A 24,900-nucleotide genomic window follows, 5' to 3' on the forward strand; every position below is an offset into this window, starting at 1 on the left:
CCCAGCGCGAACGTGGCCGCGGTGAGGCTGGGGCGGGCCAGGCTCGTGGCGGCCGCGTGGGCGGCGAGCAGCGCCCCCGACCCGGCGCAGAGCAGCGCGGCGGGCCCGTGCGGCGCGCCCATGGCCACGATCGCGCAGACCGCCGAGCCGAGCACACTGATGATCGGGATCGCCCACCAGGCCAGCGCGCCGGTCGCCGGCAACGACAGCACCATGAGTACGCCACCGAAGACGACCGCCTCGCGCCGCCACACCTCGGGCGTCGCCGCGTACGCCACGACGGTCAGCAGCAGCGCGGCGAGCGGCACCTGCCAACCGTCCACGTCGGACGGGTGGACGTGGCCGGCGTAGCGGCTCAGGTCGGCGGCCCAGGCCTCGGGGTCGACGGCGGCCTTGACCGCCCCCACCGCGACGTACAGCGCCCAGAACGTCACGGCGATCGCGGCGACCGCCGCGGTGACGAGGGCGGCCAGCTCCGCCCCGGCGCGCACCGGCACCGGCAGGACCCGGGCCAGTACGGCCACGATCGCGGCGAGGGCGGCGGCGAGGATGAGCGTGTGCCCGGACGCGGCGATGGCGTCCAGGCGCAGCAGCGCGGCGATGATGGCGAGCGTGCCGCCGGCGGTGGCGAGCAGGCGCCACCGGCTCTCCCCGGACGCGTACCCGCCCGCAATGCCGGCCGCGGCGGCCAGGATCAGCGCGGTCGCCGCGCCGGCCGCGTCGGGCACCGTCTTCGCGTACGCCAGCGCGACCGACGCGAACACGGTCGCCCCGGCCAGCGCCAGCCCGTAGAGGCCCCACGCCGTCTCGCGCAGCAGGCCCGGCCAGCGCGGCGCGTCCGAATCGACCGGCGTGTTCGCCTGGTCGCGGGCGATGAGCAGGGCGGCGGCGAGGTCGGCCAGGGCGAGCACGGCCAGCGCCACGGCGAACCCGGTGCGCCCCACCCCGGCGTGCGCCGCGATGAGCGGCAGGATCGGCTGCAGCGCGACGAGCGCCACGAACTGCGGCGCCGCCAACCGGGTGGCCAGCCGGTAGGCCGCCGCGATGGCCGCGGTCAGCCCGAACAGCACGGCCGCGAAGATCTTCGGGGGTACGTCCGCCAGACCGCCGAACTCGTTGCGGTACGCGACGAAGCCGTCCAGCAGGACGAGCAGCAGCCCGAACGAGGCGATCGTCTCGGCCGTCGCGTTCAGCGACCGGCGCGCGAGCGCGACCGGCAGCGCCAGCGCCACGGTCGTGGCGAGCACCAGGATGAACGCCTGCCCGCCGCCGCTCGCGCCGCCGGAGAGCACGACGGTCGCGTAGACGATGGCGCCGATGCCGAGCAGCAGACCGCCGAGCGTCAGCAGGACGTTCTGCGAGGTGCGGGAGGTGGTCTCCTGGTGGTGCGGGTGCTCGGGCGTGTCGTCGGCACCGGCACCCCACCGGTCGGGCGGATCCGTGGGTGGCGTGCCCCCGCCGGACCGGGACGGCGGCGCGGACGTGGCGCCGTCCGTCGGCCCGTCGGTCGCGCGGGGCGGGCGTGACGTGGCCCGGTCGGTCGGCCCGTCGGCCGGGCGTGACCTGGCCCGGTCGGTCGGCCCGTCGTAGGTCGACGCGCCCGCCGGCGACGTGCTGGCCGACGACGCGCTGGCCGACGTCCGGTCGGTGGGGCGGTCGTAGCGTGCCGCGTCGGTGTCGCTCGCCGGTGGCGTGCGCTTCGTCGGACCGTCGTAAGAGGACGGTGCGCCCCCGGTTGGGCGCACCGTGGCCTTCGTCGGCTTGTCGTAGGCCGACGGCGCCTGCTCGCCGGAGGGCTTCCGGGTGGGGCCGTCGTAGGGCGACGGCTCGCTCCTGGCCGGCGCCTCCTCGCCACGTTCCCGGCGCGGCGTCGCCTGCCGGGGCGGACGGGCGCCCGTACCCGCCGGGGGTCGGGGAGGCGGAGGTGGCGGCGCGCCGCGGTCCGGGCCACCGCCCACCGTCGCGTAGACGACGCCTGCGGCGTGTTCGGCGACGAGGTTGCGCCCGATCTGGGCGATGAGCTGGTCGCTGCGTCGCTTGAGCGCGTTGCGGCGCGGGTCGTCGTAGGCGCTGGTCTCGAGGGTGCGGCCGATGCGGGCCAGCTCCGCGGCGAGCGGATCGTGCGGCCGGCGGCAGTCCCGGCAGCCGTTGTCCTCGTCCGCCACCCCACCGCACGCGGGGCACGGATAAATCTCGACGCGGTCCACCGTTCGAGTCTCTCGTGTGGACACGATCGAGGGCCATACCCATGTTTGCGGGTATGGCCCTCGATCACATATGTGTCACTTGGCGCGGTGCCGATAGGCACCGCTGCGGCGGTCAGACGCTGGGGCGTCCCAAGCCTCTCACCGTCCAGCCGGCGGCGCTCCACAGTGCCTGGTCAAGGCAGTTCCGGCCGTCGATGACCAGCTTCGCGGCGACGAGGTCGCCGAGCGCGTTCGGGTCGGCGTAGCGGAACTCCTCCCACTCCGTGAGCACACACACGAGGTCGGCGCCCGTGACGGCGTCGCCCAGCGTCGGCGCGTACGTCATGTCGGGCAGCTCGCGCTTGGCGTTCTCCATGCCCTGCGGGTCGAAGATGGAGATCTGCGCGCCGTGGCGGGCCAGCGACCGGGCGATCGCCAGGGCCGGCGAGTCGCGCACGTCGTCGGAGTTCGGCTTGAACGCGGCGCCGAGCACGGCGATGTTCAGACCGGAGAAGTCCGGACCGGCCGGCCCGTACGGGCGGGCGAGCAGCTCGGAGGCGATCTGCACGACGCGGCCGCGGCTGCGCTGGTTGATCAGGTCGACCTCGTGCAGGAAGCGCAGCGCCTCGCCGGCGCCGAGCTCCTGGGCACGGGCCTGGAACGCGCGGATGTCCTTGGGCAGGCAGCCGCCGCCGAAGCCGATGCCGGCGCGCAGGAACTTGTTGCCGATGCGGGCGTCGTAGCCGATCGACTTGGCGAGCTGGGTGACGTCGGCGCCGGCCGCGTCGCAGACCTCGGCCATCGCGTTGATGAACGAGATCTTGGTGGCCAGGAACGCGTTCGCGGCGACCTTGACCAGCTCGGCGGTCGCGAAGTCGGTGACCACGACGGGGACCTCGCGGTCCTCGTTGTGGGCGAGGTCGAAGACGCCCTTGTGGGCGGTGATGAGCATGTCGTGGGCCCACTGGCTCTTCACGCCGAGGATGAGGCGGTTGGGGCGCAGCACGTCCTCCAGGGCGTGGCCCTCCTGCAGGAACTCGGGGCTCCACGCCACCTCGACGCCCAGCTCGGCGGGTGCGTGCTTGCTGACCAGCTGCTCGATCCACTCGGCGGTGCCGACGGGGACGGTCGACTTGCCCACGAGGAGGGCCTTGCGGGTCAGGTGGGGGACGAGCGAGGTGACGGCGGACTCGACGTAGACGAGGTCGGCGCCCATGCCGTCGGCGCGCTGCGGGGTGCCCACGCAGATGAAGTGCACGTCGCCGAACTCGGCGGCCTCGCGGTAGTCGGTGGTGAAGCGCAGCCGGCCGGCGGCGATGTTGCGCCGCAGCAGGTCGTCGAGGCCGGGCTCGTGGAACGGGACGGCGCCCGCCTGCAGCTTGCTGATCTTCGGCTCGTCGACGTCGACGCCGAGGACGTCGTAGCCGAGCTCGGCGAAGCAGATCGCGTACGTGGCGCCGAGGTATCCGGTGCCCAGGAAGGTGAGGCGCGGGCGTGGCGCGCCGGACGGCGGCGTCACCGCCTGCGTCGGCTGCGCCTGTGCACTCGCATACGGGAAGGTCACACGTCTCTCCGCTCGTTCGGCACTGCGTCGTTGCGGTGCGGTCAGTCGTCGCCGTGCATCGCTCGCAGGTTATGCGCTGTCTGTACGTTTTCCCCGCGCAGCGCTTTCCCCGATTGTCCTGCGTGGCTGTTCAGCGGGCCTCCCGGGGAAGGTGGCGAGAAACGCGAGGATATCGGGTCCGGGTCCGGCGCGGGTAGCCGGAGCGCGATAGGGGCTGCTAGAGGTTTGAGTTACTGCCTGGTAACTTGACCCGCGGTCACTAGGGTGGGTGAGGGGTGAGGGGGCGCCATGGCGTTCGAGGTGTACCAGTTGCCGGAGGAGCACGAGGCGATCCGGGCCGCCGTCCGGGAGCTCTGCGACGCCAAGGTCGCGCCGAACGCGGCCGCCGCCGACGAGGCGGCCGAGTTCCCGCAGGCCTCCTACGACGCGCTGCGGGCCAGTGAGTTCCACGCCCCGCACATCCCCGCCGAGTACGGTGGCGCCGGCGCGGACGCCCTGGCCACGGCCATCGTCATCGAAGAGGTCGCGCGCGCCTGCGTGTCGTCCTCGCTCATCCCGGCCGTCAACAAGCTCGGCACGCTGCCCCTGCTGCTCGGCGCGTCCGAGGAGATCAAGCAGCGCTACCTGACCCCTGTGGCGCGCGGCGACGCCATGTTCTCCTACTGCCTGTCCGAGCCCGAGGCGGGCAGCGACGCGGGCGGCATGACCACGAAGGCGGTCCGGGACGGCGACCACTACGTGATCAACGGTGCCAAGCGGTGGATCACCAATGCCGGCGTATCGGACTTCTACACCGTCTTCGCCGTGACCGAGCCGGGCATCGGTACGCGCGGGATCTCCGCTTTTGTCGTTGAAAAGGGTGACACGGGGGTCAGCTTCGGTGCCCCCGAGAAGAAGCTCGGCATCAAGGGCTCGCCCACCCGCGAGGTCTACTTCGATAACGTCCGCGTCCCGGTCGACCGCATGATCGGCGGCCCCGGCGAGGGCTTCAGGATCGCCATGAGGACGCTGGACCACACCCGGGTGACGATCGCCGCCCAGGCCGTCGGCGTGGCGCAGGGCGCCCTCGACGTGGCGCGCGGCTACGTCCGCGAGCGCCGCCAGTTCGGCAGGCCGATCGCCGACTTCCAGGGCGTGCAGTTCATGATCGCGGACATGGGCATGAAGCTGGAGGCCGCCCGCCAGCTCACCTACGCCGCGGCCGCCCGCTCCGAGCGCGGCGACGCCGACCTCACCTACTTCGGCGCGGCGGCGAAGTGCTTCGCCTCCGACGCCGCCATGGAGATCACCACCGACGCCGTCCAGCTCCTCGGCGGCTACGGCTACACCCGCGACTTCCCGGTCGAACGCATGATGCGCGATGCCAAGATCACCCAGATCTACGAGGGCACGAACCAGGTCCAGCGCATCGTGATGGCCCGGCAGCTGCTCAAGGGCATGATCTGAGCGTTCCGGCGTCGGTGACGGTCCGGGTGCCCGGCGTGCCGGTGTGGAGATCGTCGTCTCCCGTACGAACGTGTAGTTCGATCAACCGTCGCCGGCGCGTGCCGGCTCATGATCGCTGAACGCGGTGCGGATGTGCAGTGCCGGCGGCCCGGAAAGCGACATATCGCCCTGCACGTGTCGTGAAGATCGGCGTTTCGTGTGCCAGAGTGCAGCCCAGCTGCACTCTCGTACAGAAAATCGGAATCTTGGACTGCGGGACTCCTGGTTCCGCGTTCCGACGAAGGTGGGGTCGGGCCGTGGCACGGTTGTCGGCGTCGGTGGCCGTGCAGGCCCTGGTGGATCGGGCGGGCCTGGGGGAGCCCGCGGCGGTGGAGGGTGGCACTGCGCATGTCGTGCGCGGCGACGGGCTCGTCCGGCGGGTCGTCGTCCAGACCGGCAAGCACGACCGGTGGCGCCTGCACTGGTACGTCGAGATTGCCGACGACACGTTCGATCCGATGCTGCGGCCGCGGTGGGGCGGCCTGCGCGTCGAGATCGTGCCGCGGAGTGCCGGCGCTCACCACGAGGGCTACCGGTGGCCGAGCTCGCTCGAACGCCTCGACCCGCTGCTGGTGAGCGAATTCCGCGAAAGCGTGCCAGACGCGCTGGGCTTCTGCCGCGATCCCCGGGACCTTGCCGGGTTGCTGCTGGATGAGGGCATCGTGGTGCGGGGCAGTTGCCGGACTCTGTCGCCGTCCGGGGGTGCGCGTGCCCTGGTGGAGGCCCTGATCGTCGCTCGCCACCTGGGCGATGGGGACCTGGAGCGGCGGGTGCTGGCCACGCTTGAACGACGCGGCGCCGAGATGTCCTCGACCGGTAACACCTACCGGGACGAGGTCGGCTTCTTCGCTGAGGCGTTCCGTCGGCTCGTCCCGGTCCCGCTCGGCGACATCGCCCGCAAGGGACCGCTCGTACTCCGCCGGTAGGCGAGGGTACGCGGCGCCCGCCGGACGCCAGCAGCGCACAGTTGGCGAGGTCGAGTGCGCCTGAACCCGCCACCGTGCGCATGTGGCGGGTAGCGCAGCCGACGACCTTGCCAACGGTGCACAGTTGGCGGGCCGTTCGCCCGGTCGCTCGCTAGAAGTGCACAGCTGGCGAGCGATCGCGACGTTTCTGTCGCCAGATGTGAGCACGTGGCGGGGTCGACCACACGACGCCCGCCACATGCGCACATGTGGCCGCCCGTGACGGGGTGTCGGGAGCCCGGGTGAGGCGATCGGCGGTATCCGGTTTCATCGGGCGGTCGTTCGGCGAACCCTCAGGGGCCGTTCGGGCGTCGCGCGCGTGTCACCGTGTGCTGCGTGACGAAGCCCGGTCGGCGCACATTCATTCCCGGGTCGCTCGCGGCGGCGCTACCGTCGCAGGGCTGGGCGGCCCCGCCGTACCCGTTCAAGCTCGGCATCGTGTCCGCCGAACCGGCCGCGGACAGCGTCGTGCTGGCCGGCTCACGCGCTGGCCACGGCCAAGACCCGTGCCGGGCGGCGGCGGATGAACCACTCCGCGACGGCCAGGTTGATCAGCCAGCCGGCGGCGTGCCCCAGGGCCCGGGGGAGCCCGTACTGGTACTCCAGGAGCAGCAGTGGGCCGAGGGTGAACACCTGCGTGCCCGCGCCGATGCCGATGGCGTACCCGCGCATCATCCAGGCCCGGTGGCGGTCGAAGTCCCGGCGCCGCACGGCCGCGAAGCCGAGCAGCAGGCACGCGACCATGCCCCCGCCGAACCCGAAGCGCAGCACGTTGAGCAGCTCGTCGTGGGGTGGCTTCGGGTAGAACGCGGTCATCCAGAGCCCGCTCAGCGCGGAGACGAGCCCGCAGGGCAGCACGAACCGGCCGGAGATCCGGTGCCAGGGGCGCCGGCGCAGGCTGGGCACGAACTGCAGCGCGCCCAGCACGCAGAACACGGTGGCGCTGACGATGTGGGCGACGACGGGCACGGGGGACGCGAAGAAGCGCGCGTTGTCCGGGGTGATCTCGGCGCCGGCGCTCAGTTGGGTCACGCGGGCCGCACCGGCGATCACCGGTACGGCGGCGAGCAGGATGAGCGCGGCCGGCACGGGCCACTGTCTCCTCGCGGGGGCGGTCATGGTGGGGTCCATTCGTGGTGAGGGCTGGCGTGTCGTCCGATGGTCGCCCTCATGGCCCTGGCCGTTCATCGGCACGCGGGCCCGAACCCCACCCGTCCGCGGGCGGAGAAAACGGTCGTTCTTCAGGTCAGGCGGGCTGCTCAGTCCGGGCGCACGCCGATCGGGGGAAGTACCATGACCGCATGAGCGCGGAGGCCGTCGGCAGGCACATGCCAGCCGTCATCACGCTCGCTGATCTGGCCGCCATGACCTCGGCCGACACCCATGGACGCCGGTATGAGACGAGCCCCGAGGGAGTGCTCTCCGTGGTGCCGCCCCCGGACAGTCAGCATGCTGTCATCGCTACGCGCCTCACGCTCTGGTTCGGCCTTGCCGGGTGGCCGGCGGACCAGCTGATGCAGGCTGCCGGCGTCCGTATTCCCGGGCCGGACGGCGATGGCGGCCGCATTCCGGACCTGACCGTCTGGTCCCGGGCCCAGCCGGACGCGGTCTGGCTGGACGTGACCGACCTGATCCTGGTGATCGAGATCATGTCGCGCGGCTCCGAGTCCATCGACCAGGTCGCCAAGGTCGCGGAGTACGCCGCTGCTGGCATTCCGCAGTACTGGACGGTCGCCCGGGACGTGGCCCAGACCGTGACCCTCTACCGGCTCGGCGCGGCAGGCGCCTACGAAGAAGCGGCCAAGATGCCGCTGGCCTGGCTGCTGCAGACATCGCCAGCCGATCACGTCTAGGCCGACTGCTCCGGGTCCTCGACCGAGGTTGGCGAAGCGCCGCCGACATCCGGTGGCGGCTGCCGGCCGGGCACGGAGAAGTACACGTTGCTGAGGCCGATGAAGATCAGGAGGCCGAACGTGACCCAGAACCCGTACCGGATGGGCACGAACTCGCGGGCCGAGTCGAGGCTGACCGGCGAGCCGTAGAAGTCCGTCGCCGCGGTGATCAGATGCTCGGCTATGTCGCCCTGCGCCCACAGAACGGCGATCAACAGGGCCACCGCGGCGCTCAGCGCGGCCGCCGCGCCCGCGATCATCCTGAGCCGCGCCGGACGCAGGGCGAGGCCGGCGACGATGCCGAACGCGATCATCCCCACCGCCAGGATGGACCATGGCTGTGCGCTGGCCAGGATCGCGTTGACGGACACGTCGATGTCGAACATGTCCTCAGCCGCGCTGCGGTCCTCGTAGGACATCTCCCCGTCCTGGGGCGTCCACTTCTCAACCGTCGGTGCCCCGTTCGTGACCAGGTCGGCGCCCGAGTAGGTCAGCCATCCCCGCTGCTCGGGCCGGTCGCAGCCGACGGCCAGGAACGGCAGGCCGAACAGCAGCGCCGCGAGGACCAGGCCGGCGGGGCTGAGGAGCCGGCTCAACAGCGGCGATCGGCGCAGGCGTTGGTACATCGGCGTATCCCCTCGTGTCCGGACCGGCCAATGTACCCGCACGACCCCGTCCGGGTTGCCCCGTAGCCGGCCCGGTCAGCCGGGCGCCGCGCACGACCGCGCGGCGCCCGGCCGGCGTCCTATTCGGTGCGCAGGGCGGTGGCGGTGCGGACCCGGGACGCCCAGACCGCGGGCAGGAGCGCGCCGAGCACCGCGATCGCCAGGCCACCCAGTCCGAAGAGCGCCAGTTCGGCGGGGTGGTAGATGTCGACCACCGAGTCGGGCAGCCGGAAGCCGGCCGACCCGGCCATCCCGGTCACCACCAACCGCTGCAGGAACACGCCGACGGGCGCGCCGACGACCCCGCCGATCAGTCCGGTGACCACGACCGAGGCGATGACCATCGCGATCGTCTGCCGTGGCGTCATCCCCAACGCCTTGTGCACACCCAGGTCGTGTACGCGCTCGCGGGTCTCCAGGACGACCAGGTTGAGCACCCCGAGCGCGGCCACGGTCAGCAGCAGCACGGTCAGCAGCCCGGCCAGGGAGTTGATAATGATGATGACCTCGTCGGTGCCCTCCTCCGCGATCACCGCGGTAGCCGCCCCCGACAGCGCGGCGTTGAGCCCCGCGACGTAGGCCTCCCGGTCGACGCCGGGCCTGAGCGTGATGTCGTAGGTCAACGGCCGCAGGTCCGGTTCCGCGGCGGCCAGCGTCGTGAGGGCGGTGACGACCTCCATCCCCCGGTCCTCGGTGTTGAAGACCTCGCCCACGATGCGCACGCGCAGCTGTGTGCCGTGGTCGGTGAGCGCGATCGTGTCGCCGACCCTGGTGTGGGTGGCGGTCAGGAACGGGGTGGCCACGACGATCTCGTTGGGCTGGCTGAACCACCGCCCGGAGATCATCCGGTAGCCGTAGGCGGAGTTGTCGCCGATGAACGCGTGTGCCTCCACGGGGCCGGTGAGCCCCGCGACGGTCACCTCGGTCATGGCGCTGCCGCTGTACCCGCTGGTCCCCGCCTGCGCGGTGATCGCCTTGACGACCGCGACCGGGTCGGGCGGCTCCGGCGGCGTCATCATCCGGGGCGCCTCCCCGGGCTTCGGTTCGGTGGGCGGCCCGCCCGCCATGACGGCGACGTCGCCGTGGTCCTCCGTCGCCTGGATCTCGTTCAGGGAGGAACCGAGTCCGACCGCGAACGTCGCCGCGGCGGTGCCGAACGCGATCGCCGCGACGATCGTCGCCGTCCGCAGGACGCGGGCGAACGGGTGGGCCAGCCCGAGCGTCACCGGCCGGGGCAGCGGCAGGCGCGACGTCAACCGGGCCGCCCACTGTCCGCGGCCCGGCCCCGGCGTACGCCCGACGGCGAGGACGTCGACGGTGCGCAGGCGGCCGGCCCGCGAGGCCGCCGCCCAGGCGGTCAGGGACACCAGGACCAGCGCCCCGGCGAGCACCACGACGTTGACCCACGGCGTGACCCCGGAATCGGACGTACCGTAGATCTTGTTGGTCTGCGACAGCACCGGAACGACCAGCAGGTTGCCGGCCACGACCCCGAGTCCGGCGCCCGTGGCGGCGGGGATGAGCGCCTGGGCGGTGTACGCCCGTACCACCTGGTGGGGTGTGAACCCGAGGGCCTTGAGGATGCCGATGCGGTGGGTGCCGGTGCTGACCGCGCCGGCGATCACGTTCCCGATGATCAGCACCGCCATGAGCACGCCCAGCACGCCGAACGCGATGAGGAACGGCACGAACAGGATGCTGTTGCCGACGCTGTGCAGCCGTACGGTGAGCCAGGACCGGGCGCCGGTCAGCGCACCCGCCGCCACGCCGGCCTGCACCGCGGCGCGCGCGGCGTCGACCTGCGCGTCGGTGTCGGCGGCGGCGAGGCGGTAGAGCATCTGGTAGGCGGCCACCGCACCGGTCGGCGTCAACGCCGCGATCTGCTCCGGGACCACCCAGCCGCCCGCGGTCTCGCTGACCGACCGGGCCAGGCCGACGACCGTGAGCCTCGGGCTGCCGGGCAGGTCCGGCAGGGTCACCACGTCGCCGACGGTCGGTTGCAGGCCGGGCGGCAGCCGGCCGTCGGTGTGCAGGACGATCTCACCGGGGCCGGACACCCACCGCCCCGCGGCCAGCGTGACCGCGTCCACCGGCAGGTCCCGGACGGCCCGGCCGGCGATGGTGATCGGCGGCAGCGGCCGGTCGTGATCGTCGACCGGGTTGACCGCCGCGGTCGGGAACGGGCCGGCCGCCGCCGTCACGCCGCTGGCCTTCGCGGTCGCCGCCAACTGATCGGCGGTCACCTTCGCCGCGTCGAACTGCGCCGTCAGGTGCGCGCCGTGCTGCTGGGCGAAGGCCCGGTCGAAGGGCGCGGTGGAGGCGACCATCAGGGACCCGCCGAGCACGGCCGCGGCCACCGCGACCAGCACGACCAGGGCGATGACGACGGTCTGGACCCGCCGCCGCCCCACCCCGGAGCGGACCACGCGACCCAGCGCGCTCATTGGGCCGCACCCGTGTCGCTGGCGATTTTGCCGTCGACGAGCTGGATGGTGCGGGTCGCGCACGTCTGCGCGAGCACCAGGTCGTGCGTGACCAGGACGATCGTCTGGCCGTCGGCGTGCAGGTCGTTGAGCAGCTTGCGGACCTCCTCGCCCGAGCCGGTGTCGAGGGCGCCGGTGGGCTCGTCGGCCAGCAGCAGCGGCGGCCGGTTCATCAGCGCCCGGGCGACCGCGACACGCTGGCGCTCGCCGCCGGACAGGCGCCCGGGGTAGGCGTCGGCGTGCCGGGCGACCCCGAGCGCGCCGAGCAGTTCCGCCGCCCGGCGGGCGGCGGCTGCCCGGCCCATCCCGGCCACCTGCGCCGGCACCATGACGTTGTCGGCCACGGTCAGGTCGTCGAGCAGGTTGAAGAACTGGAACACCATGCCGATCCTGGCCCGCCGGTACCGGGCGGCGCCGGCCTCGCCCAACTGGTCGACGCGGGTGCTGTCCACGGTCACCGTGCCGCTGCTCGGCCGGTCCAGGCCGGCGACCAGGTTCAGCAGGGTCGACTTGCCGCTCCCGGACGGACCCAGGACGGCGACCGACTCACCCGCGTGGACGGTGAGCGATACGCCGTCCAGTGCGGGCGGGCCTCCGTCGTATCTGCGGCTCACGTCGCTCAGTTCGATCACGGGTACGGCCATGGTGGGTCTCCTTTGATTCGTCCCTTTCCGGCGCGGTTGAAGCTAGGTCCGCGCGGTGGTCGCGCGCGTCGGCAGCCGGAGCCATATCCCGTACCGCGGCGGAATGAGGCACCCCGGCGTCATCCCCGCGGTGTAGTCCCCCGGCGTAGCCGGATGGTCAGCTGGGCGGACGTCGCTGGCCAGGGCGGTCGGCGAGAATGGCGAGGTGATCGGTCGGCTACGCGAGCGGGTCCGGCGGTTGCTGGCCCCGTCCGGCACGCTGCCGCCCCTGTCGTGGCGCGGTCAGCTCTTCGACGCGCTGGTGGCGCTGGCGCTGCTGCTCGCCGCGGTCGCGCAGGGCGACGGTGGGGACAGCCCGCAGCGGACGACCATGGTGCCCTACGTCCCGGAGCCGCTCGATCCGGTCGCCCCGCCGACCCCTCCCGTCCCGCCGGTTCCGCCGGCCGCCCGGCCGGTGCCGGAGCCGTTCCTGCCGATCGACCACGACCGGACCACCGCGACGGTGTTCGTGCTGGCGCTGGTCGTGCTGCCGTTGGTGTTCCGCCGGCGGTACCCGCTCGCGATGCTGTGGGTCGTGCTCGGCACGGTCCCGTTCGTGACGGACTTCGACGCCGTCGTGCGGGTGTCCTTCTACGCCTGCGTCATCTGCGCCTACACGGCCGCCGTCTACAGTCCGTACTGGATACCCGCGCTGGTCAGCGTGCCGGTGGCGGCGTTGCTGTACGCCGGGGTGCAGGAGTCGGCGGTGCCGACCGTCCCGGTGGACGCGGTCCCGTTCCTGATCCTGATCCCGATCGCGGTGGTGGCCAGCGGGCTGCGCCGGTGGAAACGGCGCGCCGACGCGCTGGAGAGCGAGCAGGCGGAGGCGCTGCGCCGGGCGACCGAGCACGAGCGCGCCCGGATCGCCCGGGAGCTGCACGACGTGGTCACCCACAACGTGAGCGTCATGGTGATCCAGGCCGGCGCCGCCCGCAGGGCCATGGACGCCACCCCCGACCAGGCCCGCGAGGCGATGCTCGCGGTCGAGGCCGGCGGGCGCGCGGCCATGGCCGAGCTGCGCCACGTGATGGGGCTGCTCACCATGGACAGCGAGGGCCCGGACCCGGCCGGGGCGGCCGACCTCACCCCGCAGCCGGGCCTGGACCGCCTGGAGGCGCTGGTCCAGCGCGTTCGCGACGCCGGCACGGCGGTCGAGCTGACCGTGACCGGCCAGCCGGTGGACCTGCTGCCCGGCGTGGAGCTGACCGCCTACCGGGTGGTCCAGGAGGCGCTGACGAACACGGTGAAGCACGCCGCCGGCGCGCGGGCGGCGGTCCTCGTCGCCTACGACGCCGACCAGCTGCGGGTCGAGGTCACCGACACCGGCGGCACGCCGGGCGCGTCAGCCACCACGGGCGACGGTCACGGACTGATCGGCCTGCGCGAGCGCCTCGCCGTCTACGGCGGGACCCTGCGGGCCGGGTCGCGCCTGCGCGGCGGCTGGCGCGTCACCGCGACGATCCCGTTGGAGTCCCCGTGAGTACGCCGCTGCGCGTCGTCATCGCCGACGACCAGGCGCTGGTGCGCACCGGGTTCCGGATGATCCTCGCGGCCGACGGGATCGACGTGGTGGCGGAGGCGACCAACGGCATCGAGGCCGTCGAGGCGGTCCGGCGCACCGTGCCCGACGTCGTGCTGATGGACATCCGGATGCCGGAGATGGACGGCCTGGAGGCCACCCGGCGCATCCTCACCGGTGCCGCGGGCGAACCCCGCGTCATCATCCTGACCACGTTCGACCTCGACCACTACGTGTACGCCGCGCTGTCCGCGGGTGCCAGCGGCTTCCTGCTCAAGGACGTCAGCCCGGAGCACCTGGTCGCGGCCGTGCAGCTGGTCCGGTCCGGGGACGCGCTGCTGGCGCCCGCGATCACCCGCCGGCTCGTGGAACGCTTCGCCAGCCGCGGCGCCGAGGCCGCCGCGCTGCACCGCGACCTGTCCGCGCTGACCCCACGCGAACTGGAGGTCCTGCGGCTGCTGGCGCAGGGGTTGAGCAACGCCGAACTCGCCGCCGCGCTGCACCTGTCCGAGGCGACCGTCAAGACGCACGTCGCCCGCATCCTCGCCAAACTCGGCCTGCGCGACCGCGTCCAGGCGGTCGTCGTCGCCTACGAGACGGGCCTGGTCACGCCGAACCGATCGTGACCGCTAGGACAGGTTGGCCGCGGTGTTGATGGCGCGCGCGTCCAGGACCTTCGTCGGCCACCCGTCGGCCGCAATGTTGATCATCGCGCGGCCGATGTGCTCCGTCGTGGTCACCTGGTTCGGCAGCAGCCACCGCAGCGCCGCCATCAGCGGGACCAACACCGTGTAGAGCAGCCGGAAAGACCGGACCCGGGGCCGCTCGCCGTGCCGCGCCTGGATGACCCCGGGCCGGAACATGAACGCCTCCAGCGGCATGGCGAGCAGCGCGTTCTCCGTGCGTCCCTTGACTCGGGCCCACATCACGCGCCCCTGCTCGGTGCTGTCGGTGCCCGCCCCGGAGATCAGAGTTTTTCAATGAAGGTCACGTTCGCTCCGACGCGAGGAGGGATCCGTGACCACCACCGAAGCCCCGGGTGACGCCTCGCCCCGGCTCTACAACGACGACCTCGCGCCCGCCACCGAGCGTAGGTGGGGCGCGTTCAGCATCTTCAACGTGTGGACATCCGACGTTCACAGCCTCTACGGGTACTTTCTGGCCGCGAGCCTGTTCCTGGTCGCCGGCAACACGCTCAAGTTCCTCGTCGGCATCGCCGTCGGCTCGCTGATCATCTACTGGCTGATGACCCTCGTCGGCATCGCCGGCGTGCGCACCGGCGTGCCGTACCCGGTGCTGGCCCGCGCCTCGTTCGGCACGTTCGGGGCCAACGTGCCCGCGCTGGTGCGGGCCGTCGTGGCCACCTTCTGGTACGGCGCGCAGACCAGCGCGGCGGCGGGCGCCATCGTCGCGTTCCTGGCCCGCTACGACGGCCCGCGCGGGTTCCACGAGTCCACGCACCTGTTCGACCACTCGGGGCTGGAGGTGGTCTGCTACCTCGGCGTGTGGGCGGCCCAACTGCTCATCATCAGCAAGGGCATGGAGACGGTGCGTCGCTTCCAGGACTTCGCCGGTCCGGCCGTCTGGCTGATGATGCTGCTGCTCGCCGTCGTGCTGTCGGTCAAGGCCGGCTCCCTGTCCTTCGCCGTCGACATGGCCCCCGCCGACCTGGCCGCGCTCGCCAGGAGCGCGACCGGCCTCGACGTGGCGCCCGGATCGCTCGCGGCCATCGCGGCGATCGCGGCCACCTGGGTCACCTACTTCGCCGCGCTGTTCCTCAACTTCTGCGACTTCGCCCGGTTCACCCCGGACGCCAGGGCCCTGCGCAAAGGCAACATCTGGGGCCTGCCGGTCAATCTCATCCTGTTCTCCCTGGTGGCCGCGCTCACCACGTCGGCCGCCGCCAGGGTGTACGGCCAGGTCATCCTGGAGCCCGCCGAGATCTCGGCGAAGTTCGACAACGTGTTCCTGGTGCTGCTCGCGGCGCTGACGTTCGCCGTGGCCACGCTCGGCATCAACGTGGTCGCCAACTTCGTCAGCCCGGCGTACGACTTCGCCAACGTGGCGCCGAAGTACGTCGACTTCAAGCGCGGTGGCCTCATCGCCGCGGTGATCGCGCTCGTGCTCTACCCCTGGCACCCGTGGGACAACGCGCCGAGCTTCGTCAACGCGATCGGCTCCACCATGGGTCCGATCTTCGGCGTGCTCATCGTCGACTACTACCTGATCCGTCGCGCCCAGCTCAACGTGGCAGACCTCTACCGCGAGGACGGCGAGTTCCGCTTCCAGGGCGGCTGGAACATCCGCGCCTTCGTGGCCGCCGGCATCGCGGCCGTCTTCTCCTCGATCCTGCCCACCTACGGCCCGTCCGGGTACGCCGCGACGCTGGGCCCGTACACCTGGTTCATTGGTGTGATCGTCGCCGGGGTGCTCTACTTCGCCCTGTCGGCCGGCCGCAGCCCGCTGGCGCCGAAGCCGGCCCCCACGACGCCGTAGTCGCCGCAACCTCCGGGGTCGCCGCGGAGTGTCTGTCTGTGGCGACCCCGAAGGGACGGTGGCATGGGGGACACGCGGGACACAGCCGGGTTCGACACGTTCTACACGGCCACGGCGCGGCGCGTGCTGCATCACGTGTACGCCGTCTGCGGCGACCTGGGCGACGCGCAGGACGTGGTGCAGGAGGCGTACGCCCGCGCGTGGCAGCGCTGGTCGACGATCTCCGTCTACGAGGACCCGGAGGGATGGGTCAGGCTCGTCGCCTGGCGCCTCGCTGCGAGCCGGTGGCGTGCCGCGAAGCGGCGCCTGGCGGCGTTCACCCGCCACGGCCCCAGCGACCCCGTGCCCGGCCCCGGCCCCGACCGGGTCGCCGTGATCGCCGCCGTGCGCGCCCTGCCCGAGGCGCAACGCCGCGTCGTGGTTCTGCACTACCTCTACGAGCAACCGGTCGCCGACATCGCCGCGAGCCTGGGCATGCCGGTCGGCACCGTGAAGTCACATCTGCACCGGGCCCGCACCGCGCTCGCGGCCGCGCTGGGCGAACCCACCACTGAGAAGGAGACCGTCGGTGCCTGATATCCGTGACGCCCTGCGGGACATGAGTGTCGACCTCACCAGCGTGCGGCTCGCGTCCCCGTCGACGGTGCGCGCCCGCGGCGACCAGCGCCGCCGCCGTCAGTACTCGGCCGTCGCCACGGTGGCGGTCACGGCGGTGAGCGGCGCGGTGGCGGTGAGCGTGGCGGGGGTGCCCGTCGGCGGCGGTTCGACCGCCGGCCCGGTGGCGTCCCGGGTCGCCACCCCGGCCCCGACCTGCGACTGGACCGTGCGCGTCCGCACCTCGAACCTGCGGCCGGGCAGCGCGATGATCGTCATGGACTGGCACGGCCGCCCGACAGAGGACGATCTCGCCTGGATCCGCGGGGTCCCCGGCGTGGTGTCCGTGACGGTGGTGACGTCGGAGCCGTTCGGGACCATCGAGCGGTGCGACGGGAACACCGACCTCGCGAGTGTGCTCGTCGACGTGGGCGACGGCGACATCGAGGCGGTCCGCAACGGGTTGCTCGCGCTCTTCCCGGACCGCAGCGAGCCCGACACCATCGGCCAGTTCCTTAACCGGCCGTGCGACACCGGAGCCGCTATCGACGACTTCTCGGCCATCGTGCGCGTCACCTGGAACATCACCCAAAGCCAGCGGACGGCCATCGACGCGGCGCTGCGCGCGACGTCCCAGGTGGAATCGGCCGAATTCAACGACGGCCCGGCCGTCGCGGGCGGCCCGCTCGGGTGTCCGTCCTCGGCGCCGGCGACCGTCGACCTCACGCTCGGCCGCTACTTCTGGGTGCGGATGAAGACCAGCTTCGGGTACGACGACATCCGCGCCGCGGTCGCGGGCCTGCCCGGCGTCGTGGACGTCCTGCCGCCCGGCACCAGGGTGCGCTGACAACGGCCCGGATCAGCTGAGGATGAGCAGGCCGCCGAGGTAGACGGCCCCGATGAGCAGGCACGCGTCGATGTCGATGATGAGCGAGAAGCCCGTCGCGCGCAGCGCGTGCTTGGTCGCCTGCCACGCCGGCCCGGCCACCTTGTGCCGGGCCAGCTCGGCGAGGAACACGCCGAGCACGAAGCCGAGCGGCAGCCCCACGACCGGCACCACGAAGAACCCGACGATGCCGAGCACGCCGCCGGCGAGCATGGCCAGCGCGGGTACGCCGCGTTTCTTGAGGTCGCGACCCGGCAGCACCCATTTCAGGATCGACCCGAGGAGCGCGATCACCGTGCAGATGCCGAGCACGACCCACTTGCCCGTGCCCCCCTCGGCGAGGATCGCCCAGACCAGCACCGAGGCCCAGCACAGCAGCAGCCCCGGGACGAACGGCAGGATCACCCCGAGCGTGCCCACAAGGATGCCGAGCCCGCAGATGAGGTTGAGCATGCCGCTGGTGTCGGTCAACTCCATGCGGTCACCCCGCTTCGCGAGGTGCCCGCATTGATACCTGAGCTGATGATTCGCTCGCTCCGCTCGCTCATGCGGTCACCCCGCTTCGCGAGGTGACCGCATTGNCGTCACTCTGCCCGACCCCGTCAACTTCGAACCGACCCCGTCAACTTCGCACCGTGCCCGTCAGTTGAGCGGGCGGGGCCAGTTCTCCGGCGATGACGACTGGGTGGGCACCGGCGGCGAGCCGTACGGCGAGGTGGACGGGAACGTCGGCTTCGGGTTCGCCACGGTGTTCTCGTCGCCGGCCGCGTCGTCGACCTTGGTGTCCGCGTCCCCGAGCCCACCCGACGACGTCGGCGACACCGGCGGATACGGCGAGTACAGCGTGGGCGTGTAGGCGGGGGAGTAGGTCGGCGCCGAGGAATCCGGCGTCGGGTAGGTCGGCGCGGCGGAGACCGGCCCGGCGACGGCCGCCGCCGGGTTGGCGTACCGGCGCCAGCGGCGCGGGCTCGCGATGGTGAACAGCAGCACCAGCCCGAGGATGCCGGTCATCGCGTTGACCGGCGCCGTGAACAGCCCACGCTGCCCGAACAGGTTGTTCGGGACCGTTTCCACGTAGCTGACCTCGTCGACCATGGCCCAGCCGATGACCCCGAGCAGGAGGAGGCCGGACAGCACGGTGCCGACGGGGGAGAGCCGGGCCAGGATCAGGATGCCGTAGGCGACGGCGGCGACCACGATCGCGGCCAGCGCCAGCAACGTCGGCACCACCCGGTCGGTCGCCACGGCCTCGGCGAACTTCATCGAGCCGTACCCGGACGCGAGGAAAACCACCGGGGTCAGAACGACCGCCAGCAGGAGGCTCAGCAGGTGGCGCATGGACACTCCTCAGTGAAAGGCGACGCCCTGCACCGTAGCGTGTCCGGACCTCCGCCGGCATCCGTCGACCGCCCGGCGCACCACTATCCCCGGCCCAGGCCCGCGACCTGCACAATGTGCCGATGAGTGTGTCAACGTCGACCACCCCCGAGCCGCCGGCCGTGCTGTGGCGACCGCCCGCCGATGTCGGGCAAACCTCGCGAATAGGCGATTACCTGCGCTGGCTGCGCGCGACCCGCGGCGTCACGGCCGCCGATTACGAGGAGCTGTGGCTGTGGTCGGTCACCGACCTGTCCGGCTTCTGGCAGTCGATCTGGGACTACTTCGGCGTCGCGTCCGCGACCCCGCCGCGCGCCGTCGTCGAGGGCGGCCTGCCCGGCGCCCGCTGGTTCCCCGGCGCCACCCTCAACTACGCCGAGCACGTGCTGCGCCTGCCCGGCTTCGCTGACGACGACCCGGTCGTGCTGGCCTACTCCCAGTCCAGGTCCGCGGTCAGCCTCAGCGCCGCGCAACTGCGCGACCAGGTGCGCAGAGTACGGGCGGGACTGCGCCGCCTCGGCGTCACGCGCGGCGACCGGGTGGCCGCGTACGCCCCCAACATCCCCGAGACGTACGTGCTCATGCTCGCGGCGGCGAGCCTCGGGGCGACGTTCTCGTCCTGCGCGCCCGAGTTCGGCACGCGCAGCGTGGTGGACCGCTGGCGGCAGATCGAGCCGACCGTGCTGCTGGCCGTTGACGGCTACCGCTACGGCGCGAAGACGGTCGACCGGCGCGCCGAGGTGGCCGAGGTGCGCGCCGCGCTGCCGTCGCTCGTACACACGGTGTTTGTGTCGTATGTGGAGGGTGACGCGCCGGACGGCGCGCTGGCCTGGGCGGACCTCGCGGCGGACACCGACGAGCCGATGGCCTACGAGCCGGTCCCGTTCGACCACCCGCTGTACGTGCTGTACTCGTCGGGGACCACCGGGCTGCCGAAGCCGATCGTGCACGGGCACGGCGGGATCCTGCTCGAACACCTCAAGATGCTGGCCCTGCACCACGACCTCGGCCCCGGCGACCGGTTCTTCTGGTTCACCACCACGGGCTGGATGATGTGGAACTACGTGGCGTCCGCGCCGGCCGTGGGCGCCGCGATCGTGCTGTTCGACGGCGACCCGGCGGCGCCCGACCTGGGCGCCCTGTGGCGGCTGGCCGCCGACGCGGGCGTCACGTTCTTCGGCACGTCGGCGCCGTTCCTCATGGCGTGCCGCAAGGCCGGCCTGTCGCCGCGCTCGATCGCCGACCTGTCGCGGGTGCGGGGCATCGGCTCGACCGGCGCGCCGCTGCCCGTCGAGGGCTTCACCTGGGTGTACTCCGACGTGTCGGCGACCGCGCAGCTGCAGTCGCTGTCCGGCGGGACGGACATGTGCACCGGGTTCGTCGGCGGGGCGCCGCTGGTCCCGGTGTGGGCCGGGGAGATCTCCTGCCGGTGCCTGGGGGCCCGCGTCGAGGCGTACTCGCCGGCCGGCGAGCCGCTCGTCGACGAGCTCGGCGAGCTGGTCATCACCGCGCCGATGCCCAGCATGCCGGTCGGCTTCTGGGGCGACGACTCCGGTGAGCGCTACCGCGACGCCTACTTCGACACGTTCCCGGGCGTGTGGCGGCACGGTGACTGGATCACCGTCACCTCGCGCGGCACCTGCCAGATCACGGGCCGCTCCGACGCCACCCTCAACCGCGGCGGTGTACGGCTGGGCACCAGCGAGTTCTACGCGGTCGTCGAGGCCCTCCCGACGGTGGCTGACTCCCTCGTCGTGCACCTCGACGTCGACGCCGACCGCCTCGTGCTCTTCGTGGTCCCGGCGCCCGGCGCGACGCTCGACGACGACCTGCGGGGGCAGATCCGGCACGCGCTCCGGTCGTCACTGTCGCCCCGCCACGTGCCCGACGAGATCCACCAGGTGCCGGCCGTCCCCCGCACCCTGTCGGGCAAGAAGCTGGAGGTCCCTGTGAAGCGCATCCTCACCGGCACGCCGGTCGCGGTCGCGGCGGCAACGGGCGCGCTGGCCAACCCCACCTCCCTGGCCGCATTCGAGGCGTTCACCGGCCCAGCCTGAACCCCGCGAGGCGACATGACTTGCGGGTTCTGCGGTTATCCGGCGGGCAGGCGGCGGGTGACGCGCTCCGCGGCGATGCGGCGCTCGGTGACACTCCCGTCCGTCGTCGCGTGGCGGACCAGGACGATCGTGGCGCCGGCGACCAGGGGGGTGAGCAGCCAGTCCTGGGGGTCGGGGAGGGCGTCGGCGTCGATCAGGACGCGGTCGCCGGGGGCGATGCCGGCCGCTGAAGCGCGGTCGGCCGCCGTCGCGATCACCTGTTCGTGGGTGGCCGGGCCCAGGGCGGGGGCCGTGGGGTTCGTGGGGGCGCGCGGGGCGAAGTGGTCGCCGTGGCCGCGCACCTCGGCGACGTAGTCGACCGTGCCGGGCGGCGGGGCGGGGCGCATCGGCATGGCCATCGGGGCCAGGCCCAGCACGAACACGTCGGACGCGGAGGTCGGCGCCCCGCCGACCCGGTCGGCCGCGACGAACGCGACATCGGCCGCGCGCCCGTCGGCCGTGCCGCCGGCGGTCGTGCCAGCGTCGGTCGCGGGGCTTCCCGACGTACTCCCCGGGTCTATCGCGAGGCCCGCCGCCCAGGCGCCCAGCAGCACCGCGGCGGTCTGCCAGTGCGCCGGCAGGCGCACGGCGGCCACGTCGCCGGGGGACAGGCCGCAGCCGTCGATGAGCAGGTTGGCCGTCTTTGAGATCCAGTTGGAAAGCGTCGCTCCCGAAAGTTCCGTCCGCTCGCCGGTGGCGTCGTCATAGAAGGTGAGCAGCGGCCGGGTCGGATCGGCGGCCACGGCGGCGGCCAGGGCGGCGGGCACGGTGCGCACGGCCGGCGCAGGTCGTTCGTCGGTCATAGGACAACGACGGTACCGGGCGGACCGCCGGTGCGACGCCGGCGCGGACACGCCGCGCAGAATGCGGTCGTAAACCCGTCGGTGTTCGATGTGTCGGTATGCCGCGTCGTGGGCATCGCCGGGTCATGAATCGGGCGTAGGCTTGCCCGTTGGTTGGTGCACCTGTCGTTCGAGACCGGGAGAGCCCCTGTGACTGCCGTACAGAAGCCACGCGTGCTCGTCGATGCCACGAGTGTGCCGGCGGACCGCGGCGGCGTGGGCCGGTACGTGGACGGGCTGCTCGGCGCCCTCGGCCGCAGCGGCGACGTCGACCTCGTGGTGGTCTGCCAGCGCGCCGACGTCGAGCGCTACGAGCGGATGATCGATCTCGGCGAGGTGATCGCGGCGCCGGCCGCGGTGACCCACCGGCCGGCCCGGCTGGCCTGGGAGCAGACCGGGCTGCCCCTGCTGGCCCAGCAGGTGGGCGCCCAGGTCCTGCACGCGCCGTTCTACACGTGCCCGCTGCGCGCCGGCTGCCCGGTGACCGTGACCGTGCACGACATGACGTTCTTCACCGAGCCGGAGCACTACGACAAGTCCAGGCGCACGTTCTTCCGCTCGGCGATCAAGACGTCGCTGCGTCGCGCCGACCGGGTGATCGTGCCGAGCAAGGCGACCCGGGACGAGCTGATCCGGCTGCTGGACGCCGACCCGGCCCGCATCGACGTGGCCTACCACGGCGTGGACCCGGCCGCGTTCCACGCGCCGGCCGCCGAGGAGAAGGCCCGGGTGCGCGCCCGGCTAGGCCTGGTCGACACCACGTACGTGGCGTTCCTCGGGGCGAAGGAGCCGCGCAAGAACGTGCCCAACCTGATCCGCGGCTGGGTGTCGGCGGTGACGGACCGGTCCGACCCGCCCGCCCTGGTGATCGCCGGCGGGCAGGGCCACGACGACGAGATCGACCAGGCCGTCGCGGAGGTCCCGTCCCGCCTGCGGGTGCTGCGCCCCGGCTACCTGCGCTTCGCGGACCTGCCCGGGTTCCTCGGCGGCGCCCTCGTGGCGGCCTACCCGTCGTACGGGGAGGGCTTCGGCCTGCCGATCCTGGAGGCCATGGCCTGCGGCGCCCCGGTGCTGACCACGCCCCGGCTGTCCGTGCCGGAGGTCGGTGGGGACGCCGTGGCCTATACGGGTCCGGAACCCGACGAAATCTCCGCCGCGCTGACCCGGCTGCTCGATGACGAGAACCTTCGATCCTCGCTGGCCGGCGCCGGGCTCGCCCGGGCGAAGGAGTTCAGTTGGGACACCTCGGCTGAGGCGCACGTCATGACGTGGAGCAAAGTCGCAGCGTGACGGTTCGACACTCGAAACACCGCCCAGGCATTATTGCTGCATGCCAGTGACTCCCCTGCTCTACGTGGTCATCCCCGCCGGTGGCAGCGGCACCCGCCTGTGGCCGCTCTCCCGCGCGGGTCGCCCCAAGTTCCTGCACGCGCTCACGGGCGAGCCCGCGACGCTGCTGCAGGCCACGGTGCACCGGCTCGACCGGCTCACCGTGCCGGAGCAGACCCTCGTGGTGACGGGTGTGGCACACGCCACAGCGGTCGGTCGCCAGCTGCCCGACCTGCCCGAGGAGAACGTCCTGGTGGAGCCGTCGCCGCGCGACTCGTGCGCCGCGATCGGCCTGGCCGCCGCCGTGATCAGCCGCCGCGAGCCCGACGCGATCATGGGTTCGTTCGCCGCCGACCACCTGGTCCGCGACCGGGAGAGCTTCGAGCGCACGATCAGCGAGGCGGTCGCCGGCGCCCGCGAGGGCAAGCTGATGACGATCGGCATCACCCCGACCCACCCCGAGACCGGCTACGGCTACCTGCGCTGCGGCGCGGAGGTCGGCCCCGGCCCGGTGCGCGTGGTCGAGGAGTTCGCCGAGAAGCCGTCCCCCGACGTGGCGGTGGAGTACGTCTCCTCGGGTCGCTACCTGTGGAACGCCGGCATGTTCGTGTGGCGGGTCGACGTGTTCCTGGCCGAGCTGCGCCGTCAGCAGCCGGCCCTCTTCGACGGCCTCACCGAGATCGCCGCCGCGTGGGGCGGCCCGCACCAGGACGCCGTGCTCGGCGAGGTGTGGCCGCAGCTCACCCGCATCTCCGTCGACTACGCCGTGATGGAGGGCGCCGCCGCCGCCGGCCTGGTGGCCACCGTGCCGGGCACCTTCGGCTGGAACGACGTCGGCGACTTCGACACCCTGGGCGAGGTGCTGGAGCCCTACGACGAGGTCGGCAACGTGGTGGTCAACGCGGCGAAGACCGACTCGGGCGAGCCGCCGGTGCTGTTCCACGACGCGGGCGGCCTGATCGTGGTGCCGGAGTCGGGTCGCCTCATCGCCGCCCTCGGCGTCGAGAACCTCATCATCGTGGACACCGAGGACGCCGTGCTCGTCTGCCACCGCGACCGGGCGCAGGACGTGAAGGCCCTGGTCGACGCGCTCAAGGAGCAGGGCGACCACCAGTACGTGTGACGGCCGTCACGGCCGCCCGCACCGCGCGGTCGGTGGAGCTGGCCAGCGGCGTCGGCAGGTCGTCCGGGGCGAACCAGCCCAGCGCCCGTGACTCGGCGCTGACCTTCGCGGTGGCCCCGGCCGGCGCCACGGCGGCGTACCGCACGTCGTAGTGCACCGACGGCCCGGCCGAGCAGGTCACCGGGTGGATGTCGAGGTCGACGGGCGTCGCCGACACGCGCAGTCCGTCGATGCCGGACTCCTCCGTCGCCTCGCGCAGCGCCGCGTCCGCCAGGGAGCCGTCGTCGACCTCGCAGTGCCCGCCCACCTGCACCCAGACGCCGAACCGCCCGTGCAGGCACAGCAGCACCCGGTCCAGGTCGGCGTTGAGGACGACGGCGCTCGCCGTGACGTGCCCCGGGCGGTGCGCGCGCGCCAGCGCGGCGGGCCCGTCGCGGAGCAGGTCGAGGAAGCTGTCCCGGGTCGCGTCGGGAGACCATTCCCGCAGTACGCGGACGGTGTCGTCGAAAAGCGGGTGTGTCACGTAGGGCAGGGTAACCGCCCAAATACGAGGCGCGGGGAACGGCGCCCACGATCGCATTCACGGATGTGACAGCCGTGATCCCCCGTTGGCGTGCGGGGCCCCGTTCCCCGAGGCCTGCGGCGTCAGCATTCCCAACCGCCGGCCGCCCCGTCGAGACGTTTCGCCTCAGCGTGAAACTCGCAGGTGACTCCG

The 24,900-nt window shown here is 72.6% G+C and carries 21 protein-coding genes and 1 pseudogene; 11 read left to right on the forward strand and 11 right to left on the reverse strand.

Annotated features, from left to right (window positions below; genetic code table 11):
* Both ABD211_RS08920 and ABD211_RS08925 read right to left on the reverse strand, forming a co-directional pair.
* Window positions 1-2,207 (reverse strand): annotated as a pseudogene (locus ABD211_RS08920) (hypothetical protein); the annotation flags it as partial.
* A 112-nt stretch (window positions 2,208-2,319) separates the two neighbouring features.
* Window positions 2,320-3,750 (reverse strand): UDP-glucose dehydrogenase family protein, encoded by a 1,431-nt coding sequence (locus ABD211_RS08925; RefSeq protein ID WP_425560383.1) that lies wholly within the window; start codon window positions 3,748-3,750, stop codon window positions 2,320-2,322.
* 288 nt (window positions 3,751-4,038) lie between these two features.
* On the opposite strand from ABD211_RS08925, the gene ABD211_RS08930 reads away from it, so the two are divergent.
* Entirely contained in the window at window positions 4,039-5,196 is a 1,158-nt protein-coding gene (locus tag ABD211_RS08930) for an acyl-CoA dehydrogenase family protein (RefSeq protein WP_344128236.1), read from the forward strand.
* A gap of 296 nt (window positions 5,197-5,492) precedes the next feature.
* Complete coding sequence (locus ABD211_RS08935; RefSeq protein WP_344128238.1) at window positions 5,493-6,161, forward strand: hypothetical protein; 669 nt, start codon at window positions 5,493-5,495, stop codon at window positions 6,159-6,161.
* Window positions 6,162-6,680: 519 nt separating this feature from the next.
* Here the strand turns inward: ABD211_RS08935 and ABD211_RS08940 are convergent.
* Window positions 6,681-7,319: a DUF2306 domain-containing protein gene (locus ABD211_RS08940; protein WP_344128239.1), complete on the reverse strand. Its 639-nt coding sequence runs from the start codon at window positions 7,317-7,319 to the stop codon at window positions 6,681-6,683.
* Between the two features lie 182 nt (window positions 7,320-7,501).
* Here ABD211_RS08940 and ABD211_RS08945 point away from each other — a divergent pair, with 182 nt between their 5' ends.
* Window positions 7,502-8,053, forward strand: coding sequence for a Uma2 family endonuclease (locus ABD211_RS08945; protein ID WP_344128241.1), 552 nt, complete (start codon window positions 7,502-7,504; stop codon window positions 8,051-8,053).
* Here the strand turns inward: ABD211_RS08945 and ABD211_RS08950 are convergent.
* The 3 genes from ABD211_RS08950 to ABD211_RS08960 all read right to left on the reverse strand — a co-directional run bounded on the left by ABD211_RS08950 (window position 8,050) and on the right by ABD211_RS08960 (window position 11,884).
* Entirely contained in the window at window positions 8,050-8,718 is a 669-nt protein-coding gene (locus ABD211_RS08950) for a hypothetical protein (protein ID WP_344128243.1), read from the reverse strand. The genes ABD211_RS08945 and ABD211_RS08950 overlap by 4 nt on opposite strands.
* Before the next feature lie 119 nt (window positions 8,719-8,837).
* A complete protein-coding gene (locus ABD211_RS08955; protein WP_344128244.1) occupies window positions 8,838-11,201 on the reverse strand; it encodes an ABC transporter permease in 2,364 nt (787 codons plus the stop codon).
* Complete coding sequence (locus tag ABD211_RS08960) at window positions 11,198-11,884, reverse strand: ABC transporter ATP-binding protein (RefSeq protein WP_344128246.1); 687 nt, start codon at window positions 11,882-11,884, stop codon at window positions 11,198-11,200. The genes ABD211_RS08955 and ABD211_RS08960 overlap by 4 nt, the downstream gene beginning before the upstream one ends.
* Window positions 11,885-12,089: 205 nt before the next feature.
* Here ABD211_RS08960 and ABD211_RS08965 point away from each other — a divergent pair, with 205 nt between their 5' ends.
* Together ABD211_RS08965 and ABD211_RS08970 are read left to right on the forward strand one after the other, a co-directional pair.
* Window positions 12,090-13,403 carry a sensor histidine kinase gene (locus ABD211_RS08965; protein ID WP_344128248.1) on the forward strand — a complete coding sequence of 438 codons (1,314 nt, stop codon included), beginning with the start codon at window positions 12,090-12,092 and terminating at the stop codon, window positions 13,401-13,403.
* On the forward strand, window positions 13,400-14,068 hold the full coding sequence (locus ABD211_RS08970; RefSeq protein WP_344128250.1) for a response regulator: 669 nt from the start codon (window positions 13,400-13,402) through the stop codon (window positions 14,066-14,068). Before ABD211_RS08965 ends, ABD211_RS08970 begins: the two co-directional genes overlap by 4 nt.
* A gap of 3 nt (window positions 14,069-14,071) precedes the next feature.
* On the opposite strand, the gene ABD211_RS08975 is transcribed toward ABD211_RS08970, so the two are convergent.
* On the reverse strand, window positions 14,072-14,371 hold the full coding sequence (locus tag ABD211_RS08975; protein WP_344128252.1) for a Rossmann-fold NAD(P)-binding domain-containing protein: 300 nt from the start codon (window positions 14,369-14,371) through the stop codon (window positions 14,072-14,074).
* Window positions 14,372-14,459: 88 nt separating this feature from the next.
* On the opposite strand from ABD211_RS08975, the gene ABD211_RS08980 reads away from it, so the two are divergent.
* From ABD211_RS08980 to ABD211_RS08990, 3 genes are all read left to right on the forward strand, one after another.
* The gene (locus tag ABD211_RS08980; RefSeq protein ID WP_344128254.1) at window positions 14,460-15,938 is read left to right on the forward strand and encodes an NCS1 family nucleobase:cation symporter-1; all 1,479 of its coding nucleotides are present in this window, start codon (window positions 14,460-14,462) and stop codon (window positions 15,936-15,938) included.
* A gap of 63 nt (window positions 15,939-16,001) precedes the next feature.
* Window positions 16,002-16,514, forward strand: coding sequence for a SigE family RNA polymerase sigma factor (locus tag ABD211_RS08985; protein WP_344128256.1), 513 nt, complete (start codon window positions 16,002-16,004; stop codon window positions 16,512-16,514).
* Window positions 16,507-17,379, forward strand: a complete 873-nt coding sequence (locus tag ABD211_RS08990; protein ID WP_344128258.1) for a hypothetical protein — start codon at window positions 16,507-16,509, stop codon at window positions 17,377-17,379. The genes ABD211_RS08985 and ABD211_RS08990 overlap by 8 nt, the downstream gene beginning before the upstream one ends.
* A 12-nt stretch (window positions 17,380-17,391) precedes the next feature.
* Here the strand turns inward: ABD211_RS08990 and ABD211_RS08995 are convergent, their stop codons facing one another.
* Together ABD211_RS08995 and ABD211_RS09000 are read right to left on the reverse strand one after the other, a co-directional pair.
* The gene (locus ABD211_RS08995) at window positions 17,392-17,895 is read right to left on the reverse strand and encodes a DUF456 domain-containing protein (RefSeq protein WP_344128260.1); all 504 of its coding nucleotides are present in this window, start codon (window positions 17,893-17,895) and stop codon (window positions 17,392-17,394) included.
* 165 nt (window positions 17,896-18,060) lie between these two features.
* On the reverse strand, window positions 18,061-18,756 hold the full coding sequence (locus ABD211_RS09000; protein WP_344128262.1) for a hypothetical protein: 696 nt from the start codon (window positions 18,754-18,756) through the stop codon (window positions 18,061-18,063).
* Window positions 18,757-18,878: 122 nt separating this feature from the next.
* On the opposite strand from ABD211_RS09000, the gene ABD211_RS09005 reads away from it, so the two are divergent.
* Complete coding sequence (locus ABD211_RS09005; protein ID WP_344128263.1) at window positions 18,879-20,852, forward strand: acetoacetate--CoA ligase; 1,974 nt, start codon at window positions 18,879-18,881, stop codon at window positions 20,850-20,852.
* A gap of 35 nt (window positions 20,853-20,887) precedes the next feature.
* On the opposite strand, the gene ABD211_RS09010 is transcribed toward ABD211_RS09005, so the two are convergent.
* Window positions 20,888-21,694, reverse strand: a complete 807-nt coding sequence (locus ABD211_RS09010; protein WP_344128265.1) for a TIGR03089 family protein — start codon at window positions 21,692-21,694, stop codon at window positions 20,888-20,890.
* Window positions 21,695-21,883: 189 nt separating this feature from the next.
* On the opposite strand from ABD211_RS09010, the gene ABD211_RS09015 reads away from it, so the two are divergent.
* Both ABD211_RS09015 and ABD211_RS09020 read left to right on the forward strand, forming a co-directional pair.
* Window positions 21,884-23,023: a glycosyltransferase family 4 protein gene (locus ABD211_RS09015; protein WP_344128267.1), complete on the forward strand. Its 1,140-nt coding sequence runs from the start codon at window positions 21,884-21,886 to the stop codon at window positions 23,021-23,023.
* 55 nt (window positions 23,024-23,078) lie between these two features.
* Entirely contained in the window at window positions 23,079-24,185 is a 1,107-nt protein-coding gene (locus ABD211_RS09020) for a mannose-1-phosphate guanylyltransferase (RefSeq protein WP_344128285.1), read from the forward strand.
* Here the strand turns inward: ABD211_RS09020 and ABD211_RS09025 are convergent.
* Window positions 24,154-24,765, reverse strand: a complete 612-nt coding sequence (locus tag ABD211_RS09025; protein ID WP_425560384.1) for an NUDIX hydrolase — start codon at window positions 24,763-24,765, stop codon at window positions 24,154-24,156. The genes ABD211_RS09020 and ABD211_RS09025 overlap by 32 nt on opposite strands.
* Between the last annotated feature and the right edge of the window lie 135 nt (window positions 24,766-24,900).

Source organism: Luedemannella flava, from assembly GCF_039528515.1.
Lineage (GTDB): Bacteria > Actinomycetota > Actinomycetes > Mycobacteriales > Micromonosporaceae > Luedemannella > Luedemannella flava.